Raw genomic sequence first — 26,006 nt, 5'->3', positions numbered from 1 at the left:
AAACCGCTAGAGCAAGAGGTCTGCAGCTTTCTCGCCGATGACGATCGAGGGGGCGTTGGTGTGTCCGCGGATGATGGTGGGCATGATCGAGGCATCCGCGACACGAAGACTCTCGACACCGCGGACCCGCAGCGTCTCGTCGACGACGGATGCCGCATCCGACCCCATCCGTGCCGTGCCGACCGGGTGGTACAGGGTCTGGGCATGCTCGAGGATCGCCACCTCGTCGCGTTCCTCGAGCGACATCCGCTCGGCACCCTCGGGCTGCACGAAAACGCCAGTGGTCACACCCTGAAGGGCGGGCGTCGCAAGCAGCTCGTCGCAGACGTGCAGTCCCGAGAGGAGAGCCTTCCGGTCCTTTCCTTCGGGATCGGAGAGATAGCGAGGGTCGATGAGCGGCTTCTCGAAGGGGTCCGCGCTCGCCAGCGAGATCACCCCGCTGCTCTCGGGCTGCACGAGGATCGCCCCCAGGGTGAGGGCGTGTCCGTCGGGCGGGATCAGTCCCTCTCCGACGAATCCCACAGGGGCGAAGATCAGCTCGACGTCCGGCAGAGGGTTTGCGGGATCGGTGGAGATGAAGCCGTACGCCTCACCGACGTTGGAGGTGAGCATCCCGCGCCTGCGCGTGAGATACCGGATCAGCTCGCGCGGCGTCTCGGCGGAAAAGAGGGTGTCGCCGGTCGTTTCGACGGCAAAGCCGGTGAGCAGGTGGTCGCGGAGATTCTTTCCCACCTCGGGGCTGTCGGCGACCACGGGGATCCCGAGCTCCTCCAGTTCGGCGCGGTCGCCGATCCCCGAGAGCATGAGCAGCTGCGGGGTGTTGACGGCGCCGCCCGAGAGCACCACCTCCCTGGATGCACGGGCGATGCTCGTCGCACCGCGCTGGACGTACTCGACTCCGATCGCCCGCGTCCCCTCGAAGACGACGCGGGTGGCCTGAGCTTCGGTGAGTACGGTGAGGTTCGGTCGCTTGCGCGCGGGCTTCAGATACGCGTCGGCGGTGCTGAAGCGCGACCCGCCCTGCTGACTGAGCAGGGTCTGACTGAACCCGCGTTGGTCACGTCCGTTGGCGGGGACCACGTCCCTGCCGACCTGCTGCGCGGCATCAAGGTACGACAGGGTGTGCGAACGCGGGCTGCGCTGCGCGTTGATGTGGATCGCACCGCCCCGGCCGGTCTCGTCCTCGTTGTCGCGGGGGATGTCGGCGGCGACGTCCTCGGCGCGACGGAAATACGGGAGCAGACCCTCCCACGACCACTCGGGGCCCGCCGCCTCACCCCAGGCGTCGTAGTCCTCGGGGAATCCGCGCACCCACATCATCGCGTTAATCGATGAGCTTCCTCCAAGGACCCGTCCGCGCGGCCAGAACACCCGGCGTCCGCCGAGGTGCTCCTGCGGCTCGGTGTCGTAGTTCCAGTCGACCTCCGACCGGTAGAGCTTCGAGAACGCCGCGGGGATGCGGATCTCTAGCTTGGTGTCGGCGGGGCCTGCCTCCAGCAGCAGGACGGTGACGTTCGGATCCTCGCTGAGTCGTCCGGCGAGCGCTGCTCCCGCGGATCCCGCACCGACGATCACGTAGTCGTGCGCACCGGCGACCCCGCGCGACCGGCTCATGCGCGCACCGCCGAGAGGAACACCCGGAGGATCCGCCGCCAGCTCGGTCGCACCGCGTAGGCGGCCAAAAGTCGCCCGGTTTCGGCCGCCCGCCGATTCGTGACGAACCACGGCGGGAGGGGGAACAGCGCGAAATGCCCGTGGGCGAGCGAGCGCGGGAACGGCCGGAAGGGGCCGGTCACGACGGTGCGCTCGGTGGCGTCGATCAGCAGGGCGTTGTGGACGACGCCGAGGCCGCTTTGGATGTCATCCAGGGTGTGGCCGGGGAAGGCCCCCCAGGGGACTGCGGCGGTGTTGAACCCGACGCCGGTCCAGGCGTTGATGCCGATGGTCCCGTAGCGCAGGGCGGCGAGGGCCGTCTCGAAGCCGGCGCCCAGTGTCCGGCGCTCCCGGGGCGAAATGAGGATGTTGGCACCCAGAGTGCCGTCGAGCTCGTTGTTCGCGAGGTCGACGGCGGCATCCAGGAATTCCTGCCCCGTTCCGGCGACCTCCCTCACACCGAGGACGGGAGCGAAGTACTCCGTGCTCTGCAGCGGGGTCGCATCCGCGCCGTCGCCGATCCCCACCAGCAGCCGCTCGCCGCTCTCGCCCACGCGCGTCGCGTCGGGGTAGGTTGCCGATGCCGACGCGACGCGCTCATCCGCCCCGGGGTACCACGCGAGGCGGGCGGGAGCACGGTCGAGCGCATGCCGCAGCTGCGCGAGGAACGCGTCTTTGAGCGCCCAGTCGCGGCTGACGATGACCAGTTGGCCGGCGATGCAGTTGAAGCCGCCGTTGTGCAGGCGCATCGTCGCGATGTGCTCGGCCTGGTAGCGCAGGTCTTCGCGCGTCCATGCCCCGGGGACGACGATGACGGGCGACACTCCTCCGAGCTCGCTCGTGATCGGTTTCGTGAGGATCGGGGTGCCGGCGGCCTTGCGGGCGTGGCCGTCTTCGCCCGGCCCGTAGACGATCGCATCGTGCGTCCGGGCGCTGCCGGTGATGTGGATGTGTGCGATGTCGGGGTGCTGGGTCAGGTAGGCGCCTGCTTCCGCCCCACCGCGCACGATGCGCAGGACACCCGCTTCGATGAGAGGCGCGAGCGCCGGCTGGAGGACCGAGAACATCTCATCCATCACCGGGTTGAGTTTGAGAAGCACCACGCGATTGTGGGCGATGAGCTCGTACACGGCATCCAGCAGCGCGATCGAGGTGATGTTGCCCGCCCCAAGCACCAGGGCGACACCCTGCGTACGATGCGGATGCAGCTGCGCCAGACCTGCCCGCGTCCGCGCGGTGGAGGCGGCCACCCCCGGACGCAACCACACATCCGCGCGGAAGCCGTGGAGCAGCACCGACTCGTAGGCGCTGGAGGGCATCACCCTGACCGTGACGCGCTTTCCGGGGGCTGCGCCGAACTTCGCCCGTGCCAGCGGGCTGCGACGTGCCGCGAGGTCGGCGAGCGTGTCCGCGAGCTGGGCGACGGTGATCATCGCGGCGTAGGGACCGGTGATCCACTCCTCACCCATGAGCGGGGATGCCGGGTCGAGCCCCTTTATCCGGCCCGCGGCCATCGCCCATTGCGGTGCCGTCCGGGCGATGCTCGCGTGCGTGCGGCGCAGCAGCGTCGCACGCACAGCCAGCGGCATCTTGGCCCACCGCTTCTCCCCCGCGCCCAGTTCGCGAAGCGCGGCATCCAGGCCCGCGCGATCAGTCGGCGCGCCCGCGTCCGTGGCGGTGGTGGTGGTCATGGATCTCCCTCGATCACTCCGAGTATGCCGTCGACGGGCGCCCTCAGGTGCGGATGGGGGCCGGCGCGCGCCATGAAACGACCGCGGTCGCCGCCGCCAGCAGAGCGACCCCGGCAAGCACGAGAGCCGTCAGAGGGAGTCCAAGCCAGGCGCCGAGGGCGCCGGCGAGCGGATAGGTCACGATGTAGCAGGCGTGAGAGAGCGAGAACTGCGCCGCGAAGACCGCCGGCCTGTTCGTCTCGTCCGATCCGCGGCGCAGCAGGCGTGCGGACGGCGTGAGCACCAGGGATGTCGCAGCCCCCAGAAGCAGCCAGAGCGCGAGCGTCACGATCCAGACAGCGGCGCTTCCCGGCAGCGCGGTCAGCACGGCGACGGCACCGAGTCCGAACGGCAGCACGATGGCGCCGGTGAGCATGACGTGACGGTCCGGCATCCGATCGAGCGCCTTCGGCAGCGCAAGTGCGACGATCATCGACCCCGCGCCGTACGCGGCGAGCAGCAGCGCGACATCCTCCTGCCCGCGGCCGAGCACGCCCTGGACGAGCACGACCGTGTTCACGAGCACCATCGCGGTGGCTGCGGCCACCACGAGGTTCAGCGCGAGGAGGCTCCGCAGCTCGACGCTGCGCCAGAATGCGCGGACCCCGCGGGTCAGTCGGTCGAAGAAGGGGGCGGGCGGCGACACCGCGATCGCCGGGAACCGCGTGGCGAGGACGAGGATGGCGGAGGCGACGAACCCGGCGAAGGTCCCGACGAAGAGGTTGTTGTAGCTCACGAGCGTCAGTAGCGCCGCCGCGAGGATCGGGCTGACCAGCGCTTCGAGGTCATACGCGAGCCGGGAGAGCGACAGCGCTCGGGTGTACTGCCGCTCGTCGGGCAATACCTCGGGAATCACGGCTTGGAACGCGGGGGTGAACGTGGCCGACGCCGCCTGGAGCACGAAGATCAGGACGTAGATCTGCCACACCTCGGTGACGAAGGGCAGGCTGATCGCGACGGCCGCTCGAAGAACGTCGGCGGATACGAGCAGAGTCTTGCGGGGGATCCGCGAGGCGACGGCCGCGATGAGGGGGGCGACACCCACATAGGCGAGCATCTTGATCGTCAGCGCCGTGCCGAGGACCAGGCCCGCGTCGCCACCGGCCAGAGCGAAGGCCAGCAGCCCCAGCGCGACCGTCAGCAGCCCGGTGCCGAGAAGCGCGACGACCTGCGCGCTGAAGAGCTTCGCGTAGGCGGGGTTTCTCAGCACCTCGAGCATGATCAACACCCGCCCCAGGAGAGCACCGCGATGCGAGCGACCATCTCGGCGAGCGCCTGCAGTTGCGCCTCAGGATCGCCGTCGCCCGTGGCGGCACCGTCGAGGCGCAGCATGACATAGCCGTGCATCATCGACCACATCGCCATCGCGCGGGATTTCTCGGCCGGGCGAGAGGGCGACGATGCAAGGCGACCGATCACCGCCTCCAGCGCGACAGCACGACGCGCGTCAAGGTCGGCGAATCGCGACGGATCGTCGAAGCGTCGCGCCATCATGAGGCGGTAGCAGCCCGGGTTCTCGAATGCGAACGTCGCGTACTCCGCGGCAAGGGCGGAGATCTGATCGACGATCGCGCCTTCGGCATCCACGGCCTGCAGGCGCGCGGTCAGGTCATCCCACCCGACGCGAGCACAGGCCGCCAGCAACCCCGCCTTGTCGCCGAAGTGGTGATACGGCGTTCCGGAGGCCACACCCGCTCGCCGGCTGACCTCGCGGATGGACAGCTCATCGGGTCGATCGGCGTGCAGCAGCTCAAGCGCACACGCGACGATCCGGTCACGCCCGGTGGTGGTCTCGGCTGTGTCGGGCACTGCTGCCTCCTCTCCAGCTCTGCACGACCTCTGGATTCAGGGTCGCCACACTGAGCACTGCTCAGTAGTATGTCACCGACCCGGCTGATCACTGCTCAGTCGGGGCCTCGATCGGACGGAGATGCCCATGACCCCGCGCGACTACCTGCCACCCACCGCTCGCCACTACGAGACAGCGGTGGCGCAGCTGCCACGACTCGACGGACGGACCGTCGCGATCACCGGTTCGACAAGCGGGACGGGAGCGGTGTTGGCGCGCACCGCAGGGCGTCTCGGCGCGCGACTGCTGCTGCTCAACCGCCCGTCCGACCGAGCCGCATCTTCCGCCGCCGAGTTGGAGCGCAACGGGATCGACGCCACACAGATCGATTGCGATCTGCAGTCATTCGACAGCGTTCGCGCCGGCGCGGCCGCTGCGCTGGCGTGCACCCCTGCCGGCATCGACGTCCTGTGCAACAACGCCGGAGTCATGGGACTGCCCGACCGCGCGACAGTCGACGGATGCGACATTCAGATGCAGACCAATCACCTCTCGCACTTCCTGCTCACCTCGCTGCTGTGGCCGGGCCTTCGCCGTGCGGCCAGCGAGCGCGGCGAGGCGCGCGTCGTGAACCACAGCAGCGGCGCCCGCCACGGGGCGGCACTGCAGGCTCGCTACCTCGAGCACACCGGAGGCCAGCTCGGCGGCGACGGCTTCCCAGGATTGGCCAAGTGGCGGCGCTATCAGCAGTCCAAACTCGCGAACCTGCTCTTCAGCTACGCACTCTCTGATCGAATGCCCGCTGAGGACCGAGCGCGCGGCATGAAGGCGCTGGCGGCTCACCCCGGGCCGACGAACTCCGGTCTGCAGGCGAAGACCGCGAACGCCGGCGGAATGCGCCTGCTCGACCGCTACATCCTGGCGCGGACCCTGAAAGTCGCCCACGCGGTGGAAGACGGTGCTCTCGGAATCATCCGCGCATCATTCGACCCCGACGCCCAGGACGGTCAGTTCTATGGACCCGCGGGACGAGGTGAGCCGGGCCCCGCGGTGCTCCTGCCGTCCGAGCGGGACGCCGGGGCCGAGAAGCTCCTCTGGGACGTGAGCCTCCACACAACGGGGGTAGACGACTACTGGCCCCGCCCGGACCGACCGCAGTCGATCGAGCGAGGCCAGTGACGTCGTCGTGGCGCGACCTGCGATCAGCGGGCGACGGCGAAGCCGCCGGTCCAGCCGACCTTCTCGCCCACGGCGAGGGTCAGCTGCAGGAAGCCGAGCGCCTCGAGCTCGTGCGCGCGAGAGAGGGCGCCGGCGTCGATGGCGCCGAGTCCACCGGCGGTGAGCACTGCGGCGAGCTGCTGCTTGGCATCCGCGTCGTCACCCGCGATGAGCACCGTGGTGGGCAGGCCCCCGACGGTCTTGGCGGCGAGGGTGGCGGCGAACGTGGTGTTGAAGGCCTTCAGCACGCGCGACTCGGGGAGCTTCGCCTGGATCTCGGCGGCGGCGGAGCTGCCGACCGGGACGACGAGGGAGTCGAAGGTCTCGAAGTTGAGGGGGTTGGTGATGTCGACGACCACCTTGCCGGCCAGCTGCGCGCCGTACTGGGCGATCACGCTGTCGACGGCGGGGTACGGCACCGCCAGGACGACGATGTCGCCCACGATCGTCGCAGCGGCGGCATCCTTGGCGACGTAGTCGACGGAGTTGCCGCCGTCGGCGACGGCGCCGCCGATCGCGTTGGCCATTGACCCGGTACCGATGATGGTGATGTGCGCCATGAGCGCTCCTTTCGCCTGCGGTCCGGTCTGGGCCGCTTTAGTTGCAGTTACAACCATTACAGTACACGTTTCAGTTGTATGTGCAACTTAATTGCGTAGAATGGCCTCGATGGACGGTCTCAACATTCAGGAGCGCACTGCAGTGGCTCGCCTGCGGGCGCTGCTCGAGCTGCTGCCGTCCGCCCTCGACAAGGAGCTCGCACCGGCCGGGATCACGTTCTTCGAATACGCAGTGCTCGAATCGCTCGCCGAGAGTGAGAACCACCGCATGCGGCTGAGCGCACTCGCGTCCCGCACGAACGCGACGCTGCCCCGACTCTCGCGTGTGATCACCGGACTCGAGCGCAAGGACTATGTCCTGCGTGCACCGTGCGAGGCGGACGGCCGTGCCACGAACGCCGTCCTCACCGATGCCGGCGGCGCGGCGCTCGAGGGCGCACTGCCGCTGTACACGAGCGCGGTGCGCTCGAAGATGCTCGACGGACTGGAGCCGGAGACCGTCGACTCCCTGGCCGAACTCAGCCTCGAGCTGCTCCGACGCCTCGACCCCGACAAGCGCATGGCCGTCACCGCGGATGGCCCCGCGTGCGCGGCGGATCCGATCGACGCGCACTGACGATCGTCAGACCGTGACCATGACCTTCAGCGCTTCGCGGGCGTCCATCGCGGCGTAGCCAGCAGGAACCTCATCGAGCGTGACGGTGCGGTCGAAGACCTTGCCGGGGTCGATCTCCCCGTTCAGGACCTGCTGGATCGCGGGCTCGAGATACGCGCGCACGGGAGCGATGCCCCCGGCGAGGCGCGCGTTCTTGCGGAAGAGGGACTGCGCACCGATGGGAGCCGCTTCGTACTGCGGCACTCCGACGCGTGAGATCACGCCGCCCACACGGACGATCCCGTACGCCTGCTCATAGGCCGGCATGTGACCCACCGCCTCGAGAACGACGTGAACACCCTCGCCGTTCATGAGCTCCTTGACGGCGGCGACACCGTCCGCACCGCGCTCCGCGACGACATCCGTTGCACCGAATTTGATGCCGAGGTCGGTGCGATCGGCGTGACGGCCCATCAGGATGATCCGCTCAGCGCCCATCTGCTTCGCCGCCAGCACCGCGCTCAGCCCGACCGCCCCGTCCCCGACCACGGCCACGTTCTGACCCGGCTTCACATCGGCCATGTAGGCGGCGTGGTAGCCGGTCAGGTAGACATCCGACAGCGTCAGCAACGACTTCAGCAGCGCTTCGTCCGCCGCGTCGGGATCGATGTCCGGGACGACGACCAGCGATCCGTCGGCCTGCGGGATGCGGGCAAGCTCGGCCTGAAGACCCGCGGCGGCCGGAGTGCCGTACCAGCCGCCGTGCACGCACGAGGTCTGGAATCCCTCGCGGCAGTACACGCAGGTGTTGTCGCTGAACGCGAACGGGACGACGACGAAATCACCCTTTCGCACGTTCCGGACATCGGCACCCACCTCTTCGACGACCGCGATGAGCTCGTGCCCGATCGAACGCCCTTCCTCGGACGCGGGCGCCGAGTGGTAGTGGTGCAGGTCGGAACCGCAGATGCAGGAGCGCACCGTCCGCACGATCGCGTCGGTCGGGAACTGGATGACGGGGTCGGCGGTCGTCTCGACGCGGACATCGCCGGCACCGTAGATGAATGTGGCCTTCACGAGGCTCCTTCGTCGTTCGGGTGGAGTGCAGAGACCTGCTCCTCTCCACCCTGGCACCGTCCAGACCCCGTGAGGCCCGGGTACGGACACGTCGACGTCCCCACCCGGGCCTGAGTCCGCTTCCCCTAGAGCGGAAGCGGATCGTTCGCGCTGTCGAGGTGCTCGACGGTCGTGAAGATCAGCTCGTTGTCGCCGATGTTCTGGATGTCGTGCAGGAGGTACTCGCCCTTGCCGAAGGTGTAGTGCTTGGTCGTGCCCTGCGCGTATTCCACCTCGCGGGTGGTGCCGTCCGCGGTGTGCTGCAGGCTGCGCCCCGGCGTCACGGCCGTCCAGAAGTAGTCGAGCACGTGACGGTGCGCGTGCCAGCGCTGCCCCGGCTGCAGTCGGATCTCCCACACCCGGACCCGCTCGTTTTCGCTCAGCAGCCGGGAACCGACATTCCCGTCCATCGCGTGGGCCTCGAAGTCGGCCATGAGCTCTTCCGACCACGCACCGATGTCCTCACCGGTGAGGTCACCGGCCAGGGCGATGCCCTGCGGCAGATTGCTTTCGATCATCACTGCACCTCCATTGGTTCCAGCACCCGCACCTGCAGGCTCTCGACGTAGGTCCCGCGCACATCGCCCAGTGCGATCCGCTCGGGCGTGCTGAAGAACTCCCGCTCCTGTTCCTCCACCGTCTCGGCGCTGCGGAACTCCCGGATCCACACGAACTCCTGCGGATCGGTCGTGTTGCGCCAAGCGGCCGGCACCGGAATGCCCACCAGCGCGTGGAGGTCGATGAGCTTTCCGAAGAACAGGTCCAACCACTCATCCATGAGTCCTTCACGGATGCGATAGATCCTCAGTTGCGACACCATCGTCGTTCCTTTCTCTGTTCTTCCAGCTTGGCAACCCGTAGTCTAGAAGTCAACAGATCCTCTGAGGAGTTTATCAATGACGATTTCCTTGACCTTCATCCATACGATTCCGGCGCTCGTCGACAAGTTCGATGCGCTCGCCAGAGACGCACTCGGCGATGTGCAGATCTACCACGTCGTCGATGCGGGCTTCGCCGAATCCGAGTTCGCGCGCGGCGTCCTGAGCGATGACGAGGAGGCGCGCCTGCTCGACTACGTGCGCCTCGCCGAGAAGCGGGGCGACGACGCCGCTGTGGTCACCTGCTCGTTCCTCGGCACCAGCGTCGACAAGCTCCACGACGAGGTGTCCATCCCCTGGCTCCGGGTCGACGAGGAGATGGGGCGTCGTGCGATGGCGGCCGGGTCGCGCATCGGCGTCATCGCCACCGCGCCGTCTTCATTGGAGTCGACCGTCGCACTCATCCAGCGTCTCAGCAAGGCGCAGGCCGAACCCGCGACCGCCGTCCCCTGGCTGTGCAAGGGGGCCTTCGAGGCGCTCCAGGCGGGGGATGCCGATACCCACGACGAGGCGGTGCGGGAGGGTCTTCGCGCGCTGGCGTCGCAGAGCGATGTGATCGTCCTCTCCCAGGCCTCGATGGCTCGGGTGGCCGCACAACTCGACCCCGCCGTGCTTCCCGTCCCGGTCCTGTCCAGCCCCGATCTGTGCATGGCTGCACTCGCACGCGACTTCGCGCAGCCTGCCGTTCCGTAGCGCGCACGAACAGAAGAAGGCGCCAGGGTGATTGCCCTGGCGCCTTCTTCGCGCACCCCGCTACGACTGGGCGGCGACGAACGCCTCATACCGCTCGAGGCTGAATCCGGGGTTGTCGGCGGCCCACTTCTCTGCGGCGCCCTCGGTCGCAGCGCGCAGGTCGGCCTGGTCGAGCACCGTGATCTGCATGCCGGCCTCTTCGAGGCGGTCAAGGGCTGCAGCGTTCTCGGCGATCGCGATCTCGGACTGCACCTGTCCGGCTGCCTGGAGGGCCGAGGTGATCGCCTCCTGGTCCGCGGCGCACAGGGTCTGCCAGATCGACTCGGAGAACAGTGCGATCTCCGCCTGGGTCATGTGGCCGGTCACGGCGAGGTAGTCCTGCACCTCGTACAGCTTGGTCGTCTCGATCGTGCTGGCGGGGTTCTCCTGGCCGTCGACCGTGCCGGTCTGCAGAGCGAGGTAGAGCTCGTTGAACGCCAGCGGGGTGACCGAAGCGCCGAGCGCTTCGAGAGCGAGGAAGTGGATGGGCGCGTCGGGTGTGCGCAGCTTGAGCCCCGCGAGGTCGTCGACGCTCTCGATTGCTCGGACGCCGTTGGTGATGTGGCGGTTTCCGTACCACCACGTCCAGTCGACGGGACGCATGCCCTGCTCTGCGGCCATCTCTTCGGTCATCTCTGCGACGACATCGGATGCCGCGGCGGTCTGCAGCGAGACGTACTGCTCTGCTTCGCTGTCGCCGTCGATGACGAACGGCATCGCGAGGATCGCCGCGTCGGGGTAGGTGTTCGAGATCACGGCGGGCGATGCCAGGACGATGTCCAATGCGCCGGATCGAACCTGTTCGATCATGTCGGTCTCGGAGCCGAGCTGGCTCGCGGGGAAGATCTCGACCGTCAGGCGACCGTCGGTCTCCTCTTCGATGATCGACTGGAATTCCTCGGCGCCGACCTGCAGCGGCGAGGTGGTGGCGATGGCGTGGCCGATCTTGATGGTGTGTTCGCCGCAGTCGTCTCCTGCGGCTTCGCTAGCGGACGCGCAGCCGGAGACTGCGATGCCGGTCAGCGACACGGTGATGCATGCGATGAACGCCTTCGTTCGATTCATGTCCTCTTGTTCCTCTTCTCTGGGTGGTGGTGCGGTCCTCACGCATGATCGTTCTCACGCGCTTCCCGCTCGCGCCGCTGCTGAGGTGGCAGCAGCTCGAGGGCATCGTGGTATTGGAAATCGAGGTGTCGCCGAAGCGCCGCTTCGGCCTCGTCGGGGTCGTGGTGGCGGATCGCCTCGAGCAGTTCGAAGTGGTCCGAGACCGCGCGCGCGGGGCGCCCCTCGTGCGAAAGGCCGGTCGCGCGGGTCTCGGCGATGATGCTCGCCACAGAGTCCCCGAGCCAGACGAAGAGCTGGTTTCCGCTCGCCTCGGCGATTGCGCGGTGGATGAGTCCGTCCTCGTCGACGCCGCGCCCGCCGGCGGCGACGGCGTCGGCCATCGCCTGGGCGGCCGCCTCGATGTTCTTGATGTCGGCCTCGGTGGCGCGCTCGGCGGCGAGCCGGATCGAGGCGGTCTCGACCGCGAGGCGCACCTCCCAGACGTTCATCGCCATCGATCCGTCGAGCACGACGGGACTGATGCGGGCGTCCGCGATGGCCGAGAACGTCAGGCCGCGCACCTGGCGACCGGCGCCGTGGCGGACCGCGATGACACCGAGACCCTGCAGGGTCGCGAGCGCCTCGCGCACGGACGACATCCCGACGCCCATCTGCTTGGATATCGCGGACTCGGACGGGAGGGAATCACCGGGTTTGAGATCGCCGGAGACGATCATCTTGACGATCCCCTGGATCACCAATGTCGAGACATTGGCGATCCCCGGAATCGAGGGAAGGACTGGGCCACTCATCGTGCATCTCCTTTGGCTGACGGCATGAGTCTCACCATGCAATCAGAACAGGCTCGGAAGCCAGGTCGAGACGGCCGGAACGTAGGTAACGAGGGCGAGCATGATCCCGAGGACCAGGAAGTACGGCGCATTCGCCTTGATGAACTGCCCCACGGTCACTCCGGCGATGCGGTTGGTGATGTACATCACGACACCGAGCGGCGGGGTGATGGTGCCGATCATGAGGTTGAACACGACGATGGTGGCGAAGTGGATCGGATCGATGCCGGCTGCCATGACCGCCGGCATCAGCACGGGGGTCAGCAGGATGATGACCGCAAGGCCCTCCATGAAGGCGCCGAGCACGAGCAGGACCACGTTGATGAGCAGTAGGAACAGCCACGGCGTCGCATACAGCGGCTCGAGCAGCTCCACCAGATGCAGCGGCACCTGCTCGACCGTGAGGACGTATCCGAACGCGGCAGCGGCGGCGATGATGAACAGCACGGACACCGAGGCGGACGCGCTCTCGACGAACACGCTCCAGATGTTCCGTCCGAACTGGCGGTACAGCAGGGCGCCGATCACCAGCGCGTAGACGCAGACCGCCGCTCCCGCCTCGGTCGGTGTGAAGATCCCGCCCACGATCCCGACCACGATGATGGCGGGGGCAAGGAGCGCGGGCGCTGCGACGACCGTGCGCTTCACGAGTTCCGGGAATCGGGTCCGCGGCTCGACGGGCCAGGCGTAGCGGCGCGAGAGGAAGAAGGTCGCGACCGCGAGGGCGACGGCGACGAGCAGCCCCGGCACCGCACCCGCGAGGAACATGTCCCCGACACCGAGGCTGGCCGCCGTCGCGATGACGACCATCGGAATCGACGGCGGCACGAGGGGTCCGATGACCGCGGAGGAGGCGGTGAGTGCCGACGAGTATTCGCGGGAGTACCCGGCCCGGCGCATGGCGGGGATCATCATCGAGCCGAGCGCCGAGGCATCCGCGACGGCGGAGCCGCTGACGCCCGACATCAGGACGCTCGCTCCGATGTTGGTCTGGGCGAGCCCGCCGCGGACGTGTCCGACGTAGGCCAGCGCCGCGTTGACCATGCGGCGGGTCATGCCGCCGGAGTTCATGAGGTTTCCGGCGAGCACGAACAGAGGAAGGGCGAGCAGGACGAACGAGTCGACGCCGCTGATCATCCGCTGAATGCCGACAGTGGGAGGCAGCGTGCTCAGCGCGAAGACGTAGAGCAGCGAGACCGCGAGGATCGAGAACGCGATCGGTACGCGCAGGAAGAACAGGACGAAGAGCAGACCGATGATGATCGCGATGGTCATGATGCACGTCCCTTCGACGTCTTCATCGCCCGGACGGCATCGAAGCCGTCGCGCACCGTGTACGCCGCGATCAGCAGCCCCGCGACCGGAACGATCGCGTACACGAGGGACAGGGTGACGAACGGCACGGCCGTCGTCGCCGGCGTCGACAGGGCAAGCGCCGTGCCGAACACGATCATGTAGACAGCGACGGCCATCTGGACCAGGACGACGAACAGATCGATCCAGGGCTTCACTCGAACCGAGGCCATGTCATAGACGAAGGTGATCTGGATGTGCGCGCGGTGCTTGACCAGCACAGCGGCGCCCAGCATCGTCAGCCAGATCAGCAGGTAGCGCGCCAGGGGTTCGGTCCACGGCAGCGGAGCGGAGAGAACGTAGCGCGACAGCACACCGGCGCTGGCGATCACGAGGATCAGGACGAGCAGCGCGCCGAGGATCGACTCCTCGATGCGGGTCCACCAGCGTGTGCCCACACGGATCGTCGCCGTGTTCGCGAAGTCGTCTTCGTCCGTCGTGTCGCCGCCTGCGCCGCCCGACTGGGGGTGGGCGTCATCGGCTCCGGGGTGTCTCTTCATTGAGTCCTCAGATGATCTGTTGATAAGAGGTTCAGTCCTGTGTACCGTACAACTGACATCGCCGCAATGGCCAGCACAAGAAACTCCCTTGATGCAGGTAGCGGTCAATGCGGCTCATAGGAGAGTCGCGGAAAACGGAGAAGTTCCCCGATGAAAGCGATCGTTAAGACCACCGCAGAGCCCGGCGCAGAAGTGGCGGATGTCGACATCCCGACGCCCGGTCCCCGCGACGCCCTGATCCGCATCGAAGCCGCATCCGTCTGTGGGACGGACCTCGACATCGTACGCAACTGGGACGCCGCCGCCGCGACATGGGGCTCGAAGCTCCCGATGATCCTCGGCCACGAATGCTCCGCCACCGTCGTCGAAATCGGCGACGAGGTGGACGAGGTCTCGGTCGGGGACGTCGTGGTCGTGGAAACCCACATCTTCTGCGGAGAGTGCGCCGCGTGTCTGAACGACGCGCGCCACAACTGCCTGCGCATGGCGATCCCCGGCGTGAGCCGCGACGGCGTGTTCGCCGAGTATGCGGTGATCCCCGCCCGGTCGCTCTACGTCGTCGCACCCGGAGTCGATCCGGGGCTTGCCGCCCTCTACGAAGCAGCGGGTGTCGCCGCGCACGCGACCCAGCGCGCGGGTGACGTCACGGGCGCGACGGTCGCCGTCACCGGTGCGGGCCCGGTCGGCCTGTTCCTGGTCGCCCAGCTCGCCGCCGCCGGCGCCGGCGACATCGCGGTGTTCGAACCGGAGCCGACCCGGCGTGCGCGCGCGGCCGAACTCGGCGCGACGGCTTTCGGCCCCGAGGAGTCCGAGCCGTTCCTGGAGTTCGTCCGCGCTCACGGCAAGGTGGCGGGAGCCGATCTGGCCTTCGACGTCTCCGGCGCCCCACCGGCCTACGGGCTCCTCTTCCAGGCGCTCGGCAAGGACTCCCGCCTGGTGTCGATCGGCCACATGTCCACCCCGCTGCCGGTGAACATCTCCAAGGACCTGAACCTGCGCGTGCTCGATTGGAAGGGGACGTTCGGGCGGCACATCTGGTCGTCGTGGGACATTGTCGACTCGCTCGTACGATCGGGCAAGCTCGATCTCGCGTCCTTCGTCGTCGACGAGCTCAGCCTCGATGAGCTCCCTGGACGACTCGATGAGATCGGTCGCCTCCCCGGCAAGGTCCTGGTCCGCCCGTGAGCGCCGCGGCGCCCGAACGCGTTGCGATCGTCACGGGCGCCGGGCGGGGCCTGGGAGCGGCGATCGCCGGCCGACTCGCCGAGTCCGGGTACGCGGTGGTGGTGTGTGACATCGATGGAGCGGGTGCACAACGCACGGCGGCACAGCTCGGCGAGTCGGGACACACCGCGCTGGGAGTGCGCACCGACGTCACGGACGCGCTCAGCGTCGCCGCCCTGACCGAGGCGACACTCGCACGGTACGGACGCATCGACGCACTGGTCAATGCCGCGGGCGCGTTCCGCCCGCCGGTGTCGACGGTCGATCTGGCTGAGGATGTCTGGGACCTGGTCGTGGATTCGAACCTGAAGGGCTCGTTCCTCACCATCCGGGCCGTCCTCCCGGCAATGCTCGGCGCAGGCTCCGGCGCGATCGTCAACATCGCGAGCAATGCCGCGAGGTCGACCGCGACCGCTCTCGGTGCCGAGTACACCGCAGCCAAGGCCGGCGTCCTCGGGCTCACGCGTCACGTCGCCCGCGAGGTGGCCGGGCGCGGCATCCGGGTCAACGTCGTGGCGCCCGGGCCCATCGACGGCGAGCGCCTCGCCCACCTGGGAGATACCGAAGAGCGACAGGCGATCGCGGCGACCATTCCCGTCGGGCGGCTGGCCGCACCGACGGATGTCGCGGAGGTTGTGGAGTTCCTGCTGTCGGATCGGGCGAGGTTCATGGTCGGCGCGACGGTGGATGTCAACGGCGGCATCGTGATGGTCTGATGGGCGAGGTCCTTCTCGCGTACGGCGGGATCGCCGTCATCGTCGCCGCGGGGTATGCCATCTCCCGCACCGGGGTGCTCGGCGATCGCGCACAGTCCACGCTCGTCGGGCTGGCGTTCTACCTGCTGATTCCGCCGCTGCTGTTCGAAGCGGTCGCGGACGTCGATCTGGGTCTGCTCCTCTCCCCCTACATGGGAGTCGTCGCCGGCACCGCGCTCGCGGCCACCTCCGTGGGCGTGGTCTGCGGACTTTCACGTCGAGGCGCGCGCGACTCCGCGGTGCCGCTCGGCCTGGCCGGCAGCTACCCGAACGCGGTGAACATGGGCATCCCGATCGCGACCCAGCTGTTCGGAGACATCCGATTCATCACGCCGCTCGTGCTGTTCGAGCTGGTGGTGATCATCCCGGTCTCGCTCTTCGCCTTCGAGTACATCGCTCACCGACCGGTCCGCTGGCGGAGGCTCGGATTGGCGCTGGCGACCAATCCTCTGCTGCTGGCGAGCATTGCGGGCCTCACGTTCGCGGTGGCGGGGTGGAGTGTGCCCGCGATCATCGGGGTGCCGTTCGGCATCCTCGGGGGCGCCGCGATCCCCCTCGTGCTCCTGAGCTTCGGGATGTCACTGCACACCCTGCCTCCGCTGCGCTCGGGCGCTGTCGTCGCCACCGGACTCACCTCCGCGGCAAAGCTCATCGTCGCTCCGCTGGCCGCGCTCGGGCTGGGTCTGCTGTTCCACCTCGAGCCGGGAGAACTGTTCGCCGTCGTCGCCCTCTCGGCCCTGCCGACAGCGCAGAACGCGTTCGTCTTCGCCCAGCGCTACGGGAAATCGGCCCCGGCGGTGCGCGACACCGTGTTCGTCACGACGGTTGCAAGCGGCGCCGTGATGATCGCGATCGTGGGAATCTTCGCCGCGCTCGGCTAGCGACTCACCCGCCCTCGAGAACCCCCTGAAGCCCACGCCGCAGGGCCGACAGGTCTCCCTCCGACAAGGGGGAGGTGAGCTCCGCGTCTGCCGCCTCGACGAGCGGCCGAAGACGCTGACGCTCAGCCAGCCCCAGCTCGGTCAGGGTCACATTGTTGCGCCGGGCATCCTCGGCGTCGCGCTGCCGGACGATCAGCCCGCGGCGCTCCATGCGGCGCACCAGATCGGCGACCGTCGAACGGTCGAGGTCGACCTCGGTGAACGCCGGAGCATCCGCCCTCGTCCTGCTCGCATGGAAGCGCAAGGACGAACTCGACAATCTGCTCCGGCGCCCGCTCGGCTACTTCAGCCCCCACACGCTCACCGATCGGGATGCGATCCGTCAGAGTCTTGACCGCATCCGGACGGCAGGATCCGCCTTGACGGTGTCAGACGTCGACGAGGACGCCGTCGGCATTGCCGTCCCCGTCGTCGCCAGCGGCGAGGTGGTCGCCGGCCTCAGCCTCGTCGCTCCACGCGCGAACATGGGCAGCGCGCAGCTGCATCGGGCGCAGGCCGATCTCCGGGTCGCCGCCAGCTCGATCGCTGAAAAGTACTCACTCGCCCACACGCTCTAGCTCCTCGGGGCCAGATTCACAGTCTGGCGAGGTCCGCCTGAGCCGTCCGCACGGTCTCCAGCAGGCGCGGGAGGTAGATGCTCTGCACGTGCTCGACGGTGTCGCGCGTTGCGCTGGTCGAGACGTTCACCGCGGCCACAACCTCACCCGAGCGCGCGCACACCGGCGCCGCGATCGACCGCAGCCCAGCCTCGAGCTCGCCGTCCACCAGCGCCCAGCCCTGTTCTCTCACCTGCGCGAGCTCCTCACGCAGGGCGCCAGGGTTCGTGATCGTGCGGTCGGTATGAGCTCTCAGAGGTGACGCCTCAAGCACAGCATCCAGCGCCTCGGGCGACAGCGACGCCAGCAGCACACGACCCATGCTTGTTGCGGCGGCAGGAAAGCGCGTACCGATCGTGATCCGCACACTCATGATCCGACGGGTGGGGACACGCGCGATGTAGACGATGTCGGTTCCATCCAGCACCGCTGCCGACACGCTCTCGTCCACCTCGCGCGAGAGTCGCTCCAGGTGAGGCTGCACGATCTCGGGCAGCGAGAGCGCCGAGAGATAGCTGAAGCCGAGATCCAGCACACGCGGCGTGAGAGCGAACAGCCGGCCATCTGATCTGACGTACCCGAGCGTCTCGAGCGTGTGCAAGAACCTCCGCGCCGCGGCACGGGTCAGTTCGGTTCGCCGCGCGACATCGCTGAGGGAGAGGTGGGAGTTCGTCGCATCGAACGCACGGATGACCGCAAGCCCCCGGGCGAGCGACTGGACGAACTCCCCCGAGCTGCTCTCGGCGCCGACATCGCTCATGTCCAACATCCTGGCAGGGATGTCTCCGATCACCGCTCGAGGACGACTGCCAGACCTTGTCCGACGCCGATGCAGATCGCCGCTACCGCGACCCCTCCGCCACGGCGGGCGAGCTCGTGAGCGGCATGCCCGATGATCCGTCCGCCCGATGCGCCGAGCGGATGACCGATGGCGATCGCGCCACCGTGGACGTTGAGCTTGTCGGGATCCAGCCCCGGCCAGCCCGCCAGGCACGCGAGCGACTGTGAGGCGAAGGCCTCGTTCAACTCGACCAGGTCGACGTCTGCCCAGGTCCGCCCGGCCGCGGCAAGCGCCTTGTTCGCAGCCTCAATGGGGGCGATCGGGAAGTCGTCCGGATCCACACCATGGGCAGCACGACCGGTGATGCGTGCAAGCGGTTCGCCGGGCAGCACACCCTCACCAGCCAGCAGCACCGCAGAGGCGCCGTCATTGATCGACGAGGCATTGCCCGCTGTCACCGTCCCGTCGGCCGCGAACAGGGCCTTCAGACCAGCCAGCTTCTCGATCGATGTGTCACCGCGAATGCCCTCATCACGGGCGAGTGGGGCGCCGGGCACCTGCACTGTCTCGGCGTCGTAGATCCCGTCCGCCCAGGCCGCGGCGGCGAGCCGGTGCGAGCGCACCGCGAATTCGTCCTGCGCGTCGCGGGTTATTCCCCACTCGCGGGCGATCTTCTCCGCCGACTCGCCGTTGGAGATCGTCCAGTGCACCGGCAGAGCCCGGTTTGTCATCCGCCATCCGATGGAGGTGTTCCACAGAGTCTGGTTACCCACTGCGGGCCACGGCTTGGGGGACTTCTCGACGACGAACGGTGCCCGGCTCATCGACTCGACCCCGCCGGCCAGGACGATCTGGGCATCCCCCGACTCGATCGCCCGCGCCCCCTGAATGACGGCCTCGACCGAGGACGCGCACAGCCGGTTGACCGTGACGCCGGTCACGCTCGTCGGGAACCCGGCCAGAAGCGCACCGAAGCGCGCCACGTTGCGATTGTCCTCGCCCGCTTGATTCGCGTCACCGAAGATGACGTCGGCGATCTGTGCAGGATCGAGGTCGTTGCGCTCGACCGTGGCTCGCATCACCACTGCGGCGAGGTCGTCGGGTCGGATGCCCGAGAGCGCACCCCCGCCGCGACCGAACGGCGTGCGCACGGCGTCGTAGACATAGGTCGCCGGCATGGTCAGGCATCCTCTCGTGTCGCATCGACGAGCGCCAGACCGGTGAGCGCCGACAGCGACTCGACGGTGTTCTCGCCGAATGCCTCGCGCACGGCGAACCCGTCGGGGGAGACGTCGAAGATCGCGTGGTCCGTGTAGACCCGGGTGACACACCCGACACCGGTCAGCGGGTAGCTGCACTCCTCGACGAGCTTGGAGTCACCCGTTTTGGTGAGGAGGTCGGTCATCACGTAGACGCTCTTCGCGCCGATCGCCAGATCCATCGCCCCTCCGACGGCAGGGATGGCGCCCGGTGCTCCGGTCGACCAATTCGCGAGATCGCCGTTCTGCCCGACCTGGAAGGCGCCGAGGACGCACACGTCGAGGTGGCCGCCGCGCATCATCGCGAACGAATCCGCGTGGTGGAAATATGCCGCGCCGGGGAGAGCTGTGACCGGCTGCTTACCCGCGTTGATGAGGTCCGGGTCGATCCGGCCGTCAGCTGGTGACGGCCCCATGCCGAGGAGCCCGTTCTCCGTATGAAGCAGGATCTCTTCGTCCTCGGGCAGGAAGTTCGCAACCAGCGTGGGGGCGCCGATGCCGAGATTGACGATCGACCCCTCGGGAATGTCCGCGGCGATGCGCTGCGCGAGCTCCTCACGCGAAATTCGAGTTGTCACCGTGCCTGCTCCCGTCCCACCGAGCCGAGCGGATTGCCGTCGATGTCCACACCGCCCACGAACTCTCCCGCCTTCAGCCACGGCCGCTCCCCCACCGTCACCAACCGATCGACGAAGAGCCCCGGCGTGACGACCGACTCGGGATCGATGGTCCCCAGCGGGACGATCTCGTCGACTTGAACGATCGTCGTTCTGGCCGCCGTTGCCATGATCGGGCCGAAGTTGCGCGCGGTCTCGCGGAAGACGAGATTGCCCCACCGGTCGGCACGGTAGGCGCTGATGAGAGCGAAGTCCGCGCGGATCGGATACTCCAGGACGTAGGAGCGCCCTTCGATCTCGCGAGACTCCTTACCGATCGCCAGCTCTGTGCCGACGCCGGTCGGGCTGAAAAACGCCCCGATGCCGGCGCCGGCCGCGCGGATGCGTTCGGCAAGGTTTCCCTGCGGCACAAGCTCAAGTTCGATTCTGCCGTCGCGATACAGGCCATCGAAGACCCACGAATCCGTCTGGCGCGGGAAGGAGCAGATGATCTTGCGGACAGCACCGGAAGCGAGGAGCGCGGCGAGGCCGACGTCCCCGTTGCCGGCGTTGTTGTTCACGATCGTGAGGTCTCGGGCACCGTGGGCCATCAGCGCGTCGATGAGCTCGACGGGCTGCCCGGCGCGCCCGAAGCCGCCGATCATGATTGTCGAGCCGTCGGGAATGTCTGCGACGGCGGATGCGGCATCCGCCACGGACTTGTCGATCATCGGAATTCCGTTCGTCTTGCGAACATGCGTACGTATATCGAACACTTTAGAGGCGATCGCCGCCCCTCTCAAGACACCCCCATGAGAAGAGAACCCGGTATCGCAATCTGACGCGTGCCCCGCATTCACACGCAGGCTAAACCAGAACGTGTTCTCGTAAATACTTGACGCTGTCCGGTTTACTGGCCTAGCGTCATGCGTGCCGGGTAGTGCTGCCCTCGCAGGCGACAGGGACGTCGCAGAAAGGTGTGAACCAATGACAAGCGTCACAACCGACGCGAGCCCCGTGCTCGGACGAGGCCGCCTCGTCGCCATCGTGTTCGTTCTCGTCCTCATCGAGGGCGCCGGGATCTTCGAGCAGACGATGGTCCTGGGTGGACTGCCGTTCTTCGCCAAGACCTTCGACGTCGACCTCGCCGCGATCTCGTGGATCGTGACGGTCTTCACGCTCGTCGGCGCCGGAAGCGCCGTGCTCGCGGGACGCCTCGGCGACATCTTCGGCCGCAAGCAGGTGCTCATCGTCATCCTGCTCGCCTCGCTAGTCGGTTCGCTGCTGGCCGTCTTCTTCCCCACCTACCCGATGCTTCTGGTCGGCCGTGCGCTCCAGGGCCTGAGCGCCGGCATCATGCCGCTGCTGATCGGCATCGCGCGTGAGGTGCTTCCCCCGAAGCGCATCCCCTCGACGGTCGCTCTCCTGACGGCGACCGCGACTCTTACGGCCGGAATCGGCGTGATGGTCGGGGCCGTGCTCATCGACGCCGGCAATTGGCACGACATCTTCATCGTCGCCGCCGTGATCTGCGCCGTGAGCATCATCCTCGGCGCAACGGTGATTCCGAAGTCCCTCCACCGGGCCGCCGACCGCCGTGTCGACTGGCTGGGCGCCGTGCTCCTCGCCCCCGCGCTGGCGATCATCCTCTTCGGATTCACCATGATGCGCTCCGCCGGCCCCTTCTCGCCTCTCGTACTCGGTTCGATCGGCGTCGGAGTCGTGCTGCTGATCGTCTGGATCGTGTGGGAGCTCAAGATCCCGGCGCCTCTGGTGAACCTGCGGGCGCTCGCGCAGCCACGGCTTCGCGGAGTGATGATGTCGGTGTTCATCGCGGGGCTCGCACCGCTCGCGGGAGCCGCTCTGTACGGTGTGATTCTCGCGACCACCCCCGCCGACATGCCGGTGGGCCTCGGACTTACACCGACCATGTTCGGCATCATCTCGCTCGGCGGCACGGTCGTCACGTTCGCGCTGACCCCCATCGCGGGTGTGCTCGCGGCGAAGTTCGGCGGCGCCAGCGCTGCGGCGACCGGCGCGGCGCTCTTCATGGTGATCTTCCTGGTCTTCCTCACACCGGCGGGCCACAGCTACGCGCCGGTGGCGATCGCCGCGATCATCGCAAGCTCGGTCGCCAACGCCTTCCTCGTCTCGGGCTTCTACAACATGGTCGTCGAGCGCATCCCGGCCGAGGCGACGAGCGAGTTCGTCAGCGTGCAGCAGGTCGTGCGCAACATGGCGATCGCGATCGGCACGGTGATCATCTCGCTGATCCTCTCGTCCTCCACGATCGACGGGACCACCGCTCCCACGGTCGATGCGTGGAACAGCATGGCCATCTACTGCCTGGTCGTCACTGCGATCGTCTTCGTCTTCCTGATCGTGGCGCTGGTCCGCGGCAAGCGCGCGACCGCTGCGGTCGAGGCCGCAGGAACGAGCGACGACGCCATGGTGACCCAGCCGTGATCGCCGCACGGCGAATCGAATGCAAAGGAGCATGAGCATGAGCGAAGAGTTCGACCTGTCAGGTTTCGAGGGCACGTGGGCGATCGATCTCAGCCGGTCCCAGGTTCTCGACGAGAAGACGGGCGAGTGGGTGCCCGAATGGCTCGAGAACCAGGACATCGAGATGCGCCACGAGGGCGACGTGCAGGTGTATCGCGGCGAGGTGAAGGCGGCAGCCGACCTCACGATGTACATGGGGTACACGGCGACGTGGAGCGCCGCCGAGTGGGTGCCCTACACGATCGTGCAGATCGACGGCCCCGAGGATCATCCCCTCCTCCAGCCGAACGCCACCCTCAAGGCGGGCACGAAGCTCGGGGCACCGATCGCCTGGGTCAAGCAGATCTACGTCGACCCGCGCACCCACTACCGCATCAGCAAGAACCTGGATGGCACGCCGCAGTACGTCATGGAGCGCCGACTCCTCGACGACGGCTCGATCCTGTCGACAGTGATCGCGCCCGGCGGCATCCCGACAATCCGCAAGTACTTCACGCGCATCGCGGGCTGAGGCGGAACGGTGGACGTAGGAGCGCACGTGGACGGGGCACGCAGCAGCACCCTCAGCGCGCCGCGCACGCGCGAGTCCTTCGGGATCTGGGCGGTCAAGGCATCCTTCTGCCGATATGTCGAGGCGCTGCCGGACGGGTTCTGCGCGGTCTCATACGACGTGCGGCGGCTGGAGGGCGGACAGTTCGTGCTCCCCGGCACCCTGAGCGAGTCCGGGGATCGGATCACCTGGTCCTCACCCGCGTCCCTCCGCTTCACGGGGCACGGCGGGATGCTCTCCGTCGGCGTGGGCGAGCTGCGTCTCGAGCTCGCACACACCCCGGGTTCGCTGTTCGTCACGCCTGAGCCCGACGCCGACCCGCTCCGGCTCGCCACGGCGTCGGTCGCCGCGCGATCGGACTCAGCAGTCCTCGTCGACCTCGCCCTCACGGCCGAGGGTGCCGCGCTGTTCGGCGACAACTATCCGCCCGGAGAACCCCTCGATTCCCTGCGCCTCGTTGTCGCACCCGAGTCGTAGCGCCGGTCGCCCTCCCTCTTTTCGCAGACCCTGATCAAGAACGGATGTATCGAAATGGCTCCCTACAAGCTGCCGGTGAAGCAGAACCTCGCCAACTGGTGGGACGCACAGAACGACTATGCCGAGCTCCGCGACGAAGCCGAGGTGGTGCGCATCGACTTCCCGTTCGGGGGCGAAGGCTGGATGACGACGACCTATGACCTCGTCAAGCAGATGTACACCGACCCGAACTACAGCATCGAAGTGCAGAGCGACGGCAAGGAATACCCGCGCATGCGCTACATCGAGCGGGACAACAGCAAGAACCCCTCGTTCATGCAGTACGACGGCGCAAAGCACCAGGCCAAGCGCGCCGTACTCACGAAGTACCTCACCGTCAAGCGCGTGAACGCGCTGCGGGAAACCACGCAGAAGGCGATCGAGGAGACCCTCGACGATCTCGAGGCGATGGGAAACCCGGTCGACTTCACGCACAACTTCGCGAAGCTCCTCCCCCTCAAAGTGCTGTGCGCACTGCTCGGCATGCCGACCATCACCGATGAGGCCTTCCTCGACGCGTGCTACACGATCGTGGACTCGCGAGTGGAGAACCCACAGGAGCTCATGGCGGCGTTCGGCACGATCGTCCCCTTCTTCAACGCCCTCTACGAGGAGAAGACGACGAACCCGGGCGACGACCTGATGAGCGCCATGATCCAGGACAAGAACGACGGGCTCTGGAGCGAGGATGAGCTGAGAAACCTCGGAACCACGCTTCTGCTCGCCGCACACGATGCCACCGGGGTCATGCTGAACGGCCAGATCGAGTGGCTCTCCCACGACCCGGAGCTGTACGCGCGGCTGCGGGCCGAGCCGGAGCTCTTCCCGCAGGCGTTCGAAGAGCTGCTGCGACTCAACAGCGTCGGCACGAGTGCGCCCCGCGGTCGCGTGGCGCTGGAGGATGCCGTGCTCGGCGGGGTCACGATCACGGCCGGCGAAGCCGTCAACGGCAACCTGCTGGCGGCCAACACCGACCCGGCCGTCTATCCCGACCCCCTCACGCTGAACATCGACCGCGAGCGCACGCAGCCGCATGTCGTCTTCGGCGTCGGACCGCACACCTGCCCGGGAATGCACCTTGCGCGCATGGAGATCACACTCTCCCTGCAGGAGATCCTGCGCCGCTACAAGACGTTCGAGAACGTCGTCGAGTCGCAGGAGTGGCCGAAGGACCGCCTGTGCAAGAGCGCCCCCGAGGTCGTCGTGAAGTGGGAGCGCGCCTGATGTCGAGCGAAGTCGCCTACGTCATCAGCGGCAGACGCGAGCTCTCCGCTGTGCCGGGGACGCCGCCGGAGCAGGATCTGCTGCCCGGCCACGTGCTGATCGCCCTGCGCCTGACAGGCATCTGCGGATCGGACATCGACGGCTACGGCATGGGCATCGTGCTGCATCCGACCCTGTCGGGCCATGAGTGGGTGGGCGTCATCGAGCGCGTCGCCGCCGACGTCGAGGCCTTCGCGGTCGGCGACCGCGTCGTGCGCACGAGCCTCCCCGCGTGCGGCGCGTGCGCCATGTGCGAATACGGCAAGTACGACCTCTGCCTCAATAAGTCGCTGCGGGCCGCACCGAGCGCGCCGACGCACGGCGCGTACGCCCGCTACATCCAGGTGCCGGCAGCGTTCGTGGCGAAGCTGCCCGACACGGTCACGTTCGAGACCGGCAGTCTGGTCGAGCCCGCCACCGTCGCCCTGCACGCGGTTCGCCGCGTCCGTCCCGACCTCGGTGACACCGTGGTCGTGTCCGGCGCCGGCGTCGTGGGACTCACCGCGCTGCAGCTCGCGAAGCGCCTCGGGGCGACGGATGTCATCCTCGTCGACCCCACCGAAGAGCGACGCGCCATCGGCGCGACGCTCGGGGCCGACTACACCTTCGCGCCCGATGACCCCGCCCTGGCGGAGACGGTGCGGGCGGTCTCGGACGGCCGGGGCGCGGACGTCGTGTACGAATGCGCGGGAAAGCTCGCCGCCATCGAGTCCGGAACCTCCCTCCTGCGCATGGGAGGTCGCCTGATGCTCGTGGGCATCCCGTTCACGCCGGTGCCGATCGCCCTGACAAGCTGGCTCGTCAACGAGATCGACGTCAGCACCTCGCTCGCCCATTCCCGCGACGAGTTCCTGCTCACCATCAAGCTCATCGAACGCGGCTGGATCCGCACGGATCCGATCACCTTCGACACGCACGGACTGTCGGAGATCCAAGACGTCTTCGCGAACCTCGACAAGGGCGCCCCCGCCATCAAGACCGCGTTCGACGCAACGCGTTGA

The 26,006-nt window shown here is 67.8% G+C and carries 29 protein-coding genes; 12 read left to right on the top strand and 17 right to left on the bottom strand.

The annotated features are described in order from the left end of the window. Nucleotides 1–6 precede the first annotated feature (6 nt). The 4 genes from ABD206_RS12740 to ABD206_RS12725 are packed head-to-tail and all read right to left on the bottom strand — an operon-like array spanning nt 7 to nt 5,192. On the bottom strand, nt 7–1,614 hold the full coding sequence (locus ABD206_RS12740; protein ID WP_344073167.1) for a GMC family oxidoreductase: 1,608 nt from the start codon (nt 1,612–1,614) through the stop codon (nt 7–9). Then, nucleotides 1,611–3,344 (bottom strand): aldehyde dehydrogenase family protein, encoded by a 1,734-nt coding sequence (locus ABD206_RS12735; protein ID WP_344073165.1) that lies wholly within the window; start codon nt 3,342–3,344, stop codon nt 1,611–1,613. Before ABD206_RS12735 ends, ABD206_RS12740 begins: the two co-directional genes overlap by 4 nt. A gap of 43 nt (nt 3,345–3,387) precedes the next feature. After that, complete coding sequence (locus tag ABD206_RS12730) at nt 3,388–4,602, bottom strand: MFS transporter (RefSeq protein ID WP_344073561.1); 1,215 nt, start codon at nt 4,600–4,602, stop codon at nt 3,388–3,390. A gap of 2 nt (nt 4,603–4,604) precedes the next feature. Continuing rightward, nucleotides 4,605–5,192: a TetR/AcrR family transcriptional regulator gene (locus tag ABD206_RS12725; RefSeq protein ID WP_344073163.1), complete on the bottom strand. Its 588-nt coding sequence runs from the start codon at nt 5,190–5,192 to the stop codon at nt 4,605–4,607. A gap of 127 nt (nt 5,193–5,319) precedes the next feature. On the opposite strand from ABD206_RS12725, the gene ABD206_RS12720 reads away from it, so the two are divergent. Next, nucleotides 5,320–6,351 carry an SDR family NAD(P)-dependent oxidoreductase gene (locus ABD206_RS12720; RefSeq protein ID WP_344073161.1) on the top strand — a complete coding sequence of 344 codons (1,032 nt, stop codon included), beginning with the start codon at nt 5,320–5,322 and terminating at the stop codon, nt 6,349–6,351. Nucleotides 6,352–6,374: 23 nt separating this feature from the next. On the opposite strand, the gene ABD206_RS12715 is transcribed toward ABD206_RS12720, so the two are convergent. After that, nucleotides 6,375–6,950 carry an NADPH-dependent F420 reductase gene (locus ABD206_RS12715; protein WP_344073159.1) on the bottom strand — a complete coding sequence of 192 codons (576 nt, stop codon included), beginning with the start codon at nt 6,948–6,950 and terminating at the stop codon, nt 6,375–6,377. A gap of 109 nt (nt 6,951–7,059) precedes the next feature. Here ABD206_RS12715 and ABD206_RS12710 point away from each other — a divergent pair, with 109 nt between their 5' ends. Next, nucleotides 7,060–7,566 (top strand): MarR family winged helix-turn-helix transcriptional regulator, encoded by a 507-nt coding sequence (locus tag ABD206_RS12710; RefSeq protein WP_344073157.1) that lies wholly within the window; start codon nt 7,060–7,062, stop codon nt 7,564–7,566. 6 nt (nt 7,567–7,572) lie between these two features. Here the strand turns inward: ABD206_RS12710 and ABD206_RS12705 are convergent, their stop codons facing one another. The 3 genes from ABD206_RS12705 to ABD206_RS12695 all read right to left on the bottom strand — a co-directional run bounded on the left by ABD206_RS12705 (nt 7,573) and on the right by ABD206_RS12695 (nt 9,481). Beyond that, the gene (locus ABD206_RS12705) at nt 7,573–8,622 is read right to left on the bottom strand and encodes a zinc-binding dehydrogenase (protein WP_344073155.1); all 1,050 of its coding nucleotides are present in this window, start codon (nt 8,620–8,622) and stop codon (nt 7,573–7,575) included. A gap of 125 nt (nt 8,623–8,747) precedes the next feature. Beyond that, nucleotides 8,748–9,179, bottom strand: a complete 432-nt coding sequence (locus tag ABD206_RS12700) for a cupin domain-containing protein (RefSeq protein WP_344073153.1) — start codon at nt 9,177–9,179, stop codon at nt 8,748–8,750. Beyond that, nucleotides 9,179–9,481 carry a hypothetical protein gene (locus tag ABD206_RS12695; protein WP_344073152.1) on the bottom strand — a complete coding sequence of 101 codons (303 nt, stop codon included), beginning with the start codon at nt 9,479–9,481 and terminating at the stop codon, nt 9,179–9,181. The genes ABD206_RS12700 and ABD206_RS12695 overlap by 1 nt, the downstream gene beginning before the upstream one ends. 76 nt (nt 9,482–9,557) lie before the next feature. Between ABD206_RS12695 and ABD206_RS12690 the strand changes: the two genes are divergently transcribed. Continuing rightward, on the top strand, nt 9,558–10,232 hold the full coding sequence (locus tag ABD206_RS12690) for an aspartate/glutamate racemase family protein (protein WP_344073150.1): 675 nt from the start codon (nt 9,558–9,560) through the stop codon (nt 10,230–10,232). 60 nt (nt 10,233–10,292) lie between these two features. On the opposite strand, the gene ABD206_RS12685 is transcribed toward ABD206_RS12690, so the two are convergent. Genes ABD206_RS12685 through ABD206_RS12670 form a run of 4 tightly spaced genes read right to left on the bottom strand, consistent with a single transcriptional unit; the run spans nt 10,293 to nt 14,019 of the window. Beyond that, nucleotides 10,293–11,336 (bottom strand): TRAP transporter substrate-binding protein, encoded by a 1,044-nt coding sequence (locus ABD206_RS12685; RefSeq protein WP_344073148.1) that lies wholly within the window; start codon nt 11,334–11,336, stop codon nt 10,293–10,295. 38 nt (nt 11,337–11,374) lie between these two features. Continuing rightward, nucleotides 11,375–12,127 (bottom strand): FadR/GntR family transcriptional regulator, encoded by a 753-nt coding sequence (locus tag ABD206_RS12680; protein ID WP_344073146.1) that lies wholly within the window; start codon nt 12,125–12,127, stop codon nt 11,375–11,377. 42 nt (nt 12,128–12,169) lie between these two features. Beyond that, the gene (locus tag ABD206_RS12675; RefSeq protein WP_344073143.1) at nt 12,170–13,441 is read right to left on the bottom strand and encodes a TRAP transporter large permease; all 1,272 of its coding nucleotides are present in this window, start codon (nt 13,439–13,441) and stop codon (nt 12,170–12,172) included. Then, nucleotides 13,438–14,019 (bottom strand): TRAP transporter small permease, encoded by a 582-nt coding sequence (locus tag ABD206_RS12670; RefSeq protein ID WP_344073141.1) that lies wholly within the window; start codon nt 14,017–14,019, stop codon nt 13,438–13,440. Before ABD206_RS12670 ends, ABD206_RS12675 begins: the two co-directional genes overlap by 4 nt. A gap of 150 nt (nt 14,020–14,169) precedes the next feature. Between ABD206_RS12670 and ABD206_RS12665 the strand changes: the two genes are divergently transcribed. Genes ABD206_RS12665 through ABD206_RS12655 form a run of 3 tightly spaced genes read left to right on the top strand, consistent with a single transcriptional unit; the run spans nt 14,170 to nt 16,879 of the window. Next, nucleotides 14,170–15,204, top strand: a complete 1,035-nt coding sequence (locus ABD206_RS12665) for an alcohol dehydrogenase catalytic domain-containing protein (RefSeq protein ID WP_344073139.1) — start codon at nt 14,170–14,172, stop codon at nt 15,202–15,204. Then, nucleotides 15,201–15,959 carry an SDR family NAD(P)-dependent oxidoreductase gene (locus ABD206_RS12660; RefSeq protein WP_344073138.1) on the top strand — a complete coding sequence of 253 codons (759 nt, stop codon included), beginning with the start codon at nt 15,201–15,203 and terminating at the stop codon, nt 15,957–15,959. The genes ABD206_RS12665 and ABD206_RS12660 overlap by 4 nt, the downstream gene beginning before the upstream one ends. Beyond that, nucleotides 15,959–16,879 carry an AEC family transporter gene (locus ABD206_RS12655; RefSeq protein WP_344073136.1) on the top strand — a complete coding sequence of 307 codons (921 nt, stop codon included), beginning with the start codon at nt 15,959–15,961 and terminating at the stop codon, nt 16,877–16,879. The genes ABD206_RS12660 and ABD206_RS12655 overlap by 1 nt, the downstream gene beginning before the upstream one ends. Nucleotides 16,880–16,883: 4 nt before the next feature. Here the strand turns inward: ABD206_RS12655 and ABD206_RS12650 are convergent, their stop codons facing one another. Then, entirely contained in the window at nt 16,884–17,183 is a 300-nt protein-coding gene (locus tag ABD206_RS12650; protein ID WP_344073134.1) for a MarR family winged helix-turn-helix transcriptional regulator, read from the bottom strand. Here ABD206_RS12650 and ABD206_RS12645 point away from each other — a divergent pair. Continuing rightward, nucleotides 17,089–17,496, top strand: coding sequence for an IclR family transcriptional regulator domain-containing protein (locus tag ABD206_RS12645; RefSeq protein ID WP_344073132.1), 408 nt, complete (start codon nt 17,089–17,091; stop codon nt 17,494–17,496). The genes ABD206_RS12650 and ABD206_RS12645 overlap by 95 nt on opposite strands. Before the next feature lie 16 nt (nt 17,497–17,512). On the opposite strand, the gene ABD206_RS12640 is transcribed toward ABD206_RS12645, so the two are convergent. From ABD206_RS12640 to ABD206_RS12625, 4 genes are read right to left on the bottom strand one after another with little or no spacing between them, the layout of a single operon-like run. Next, nucleotides 17,513–18,295, bottom strand: coding sequence for an IclR family transcriptional regulator domain-containing protein (locus ABD206_RS12640; protein WP_344073130.1), 783 nt, complete (start codon nt 18,293–18,295; stop codon nt 17,513–17,515). Between the two features lie 29 nt (nt 18,296–18,324). After that, complete coding sequence (locus tag ABD206_RS12635; protein ID WP_344073128.1) at nt 18,325–19,494, bottom strand: thiolase family protein; 1,170 nt, start codon at nt 19,492–19,494, stop codon at nt 18,325–18,327. Between the two features lie 2 nt (nt 19,495–19,496). Next, on the bottom strand, nt 19,497–20,153 hold the full coding sequence (locus ABD206_RS12630; protein WP_344073126.1) for a 3-oxoacid CoA-transferase subunit B: 657 nt from the start codon (nt 20,151–20,153) through the stop codon (nt 19,497–19,499). Beyond that, a complete protein-coding gene (locus tag ABD206_RS12625) occupies nt 20,150–20,902 on the bottom strand; it encodes a 3-oxoacid CoA-transferase subunit A (RefSeq protein WP_344073124.1) in 753 nt (250 codons plus the stop codon). The genes ABD206_RS12630 and ABD206_RS12625 overlap by 4 nt, the downstream gene beginning before the upstream one ends. A 256-nt stretch (nt 20,903–21,158) precedes the next feature. Between ABD206_RS12625 and ABD206_RS12620 the strand changes: the two genes are divergently transcribed. Genes ABD206_RS12620 through ABD206_RS12600 form a run of 5 tightly spaced genes read left to right on the top strand, consistent with a single transcriptional unit; the run spans nt 21,159 to nt 26,006 of the window. Next, nucleotides 21,159–22,637, top strand: coding sequence for an MFS transporter (locus ABD206_RS12620; RefSeq protein ID WP_344073122.1), 1,479 nt, complete (start codon nt 21,159–21,161; stop codon nt 22,635–22,637). 37 nt (nt 22,638–22,674) lie between these two features. Next, nucleotides 22,675–23,187 carry a hypothetical protein gene (locus ABD206_RS12615; protein WP_344073119.1) on the top strand — a complete coding sequence of 171 codons (513 nt, stop codon included), beginning with the start codon at nt 22,675–22,677 and terminating at the stop codon, nt 23,185–23,187. A gap of 27 nt (nt 23,188–23,214) precedes the next feature. Beyond that, nucleotides 23,215–23,703 carry an HtaA domain-containing protein gene (locus ABD206_RS12610; protein WP_344073117.1) on the top strand — a complete coding sequence of 163 codons (489 nt, stop codon included), beginning with the start codon at nt 23,215–23,217 and terminating at the stop codon, nt 23,701–23,703. Nucleotides 23,704–23,757: 54 nt separating this feature from the next. Further along, complete coding sequence (locus ABD206_RS12605; protein ID WP_344073115.1) at nt 23,758–24,966, top strand: cytochrome P450; 1,209 nt, start codon at nt 23,758–23,760, stop codon at nt 24,964–24,966. Next, on the top strand, nt 24,966–26,006 hold the full coding sequence (locus ABD206_RS12600) for a zinc-dependent alcohol dehydrogenase (protein ID WP_344073113.1): 1,041 nt from the start codon (nt 24,966–24,968) through the stop codon (nt 26,004–26,006). The genes ABD206_RS12605 and ABD206_RS12600 overlap by 1 nt, the downstream gene beginning before the upstream one ends.

The sequence above is a fragment of the Microbacterium sediminicola genome (genome assembly GCF_039531125.1).
Classification (GTDB): Bacteria; Actinomycetota; Actinomycetes; order Actinomycetales; family Microbacteriaceae; genus Microbacterium; species Microbacterium sediminicola.
This window is presented reverse-complemented; position numbering and strand designations above follow the sequence as displayed.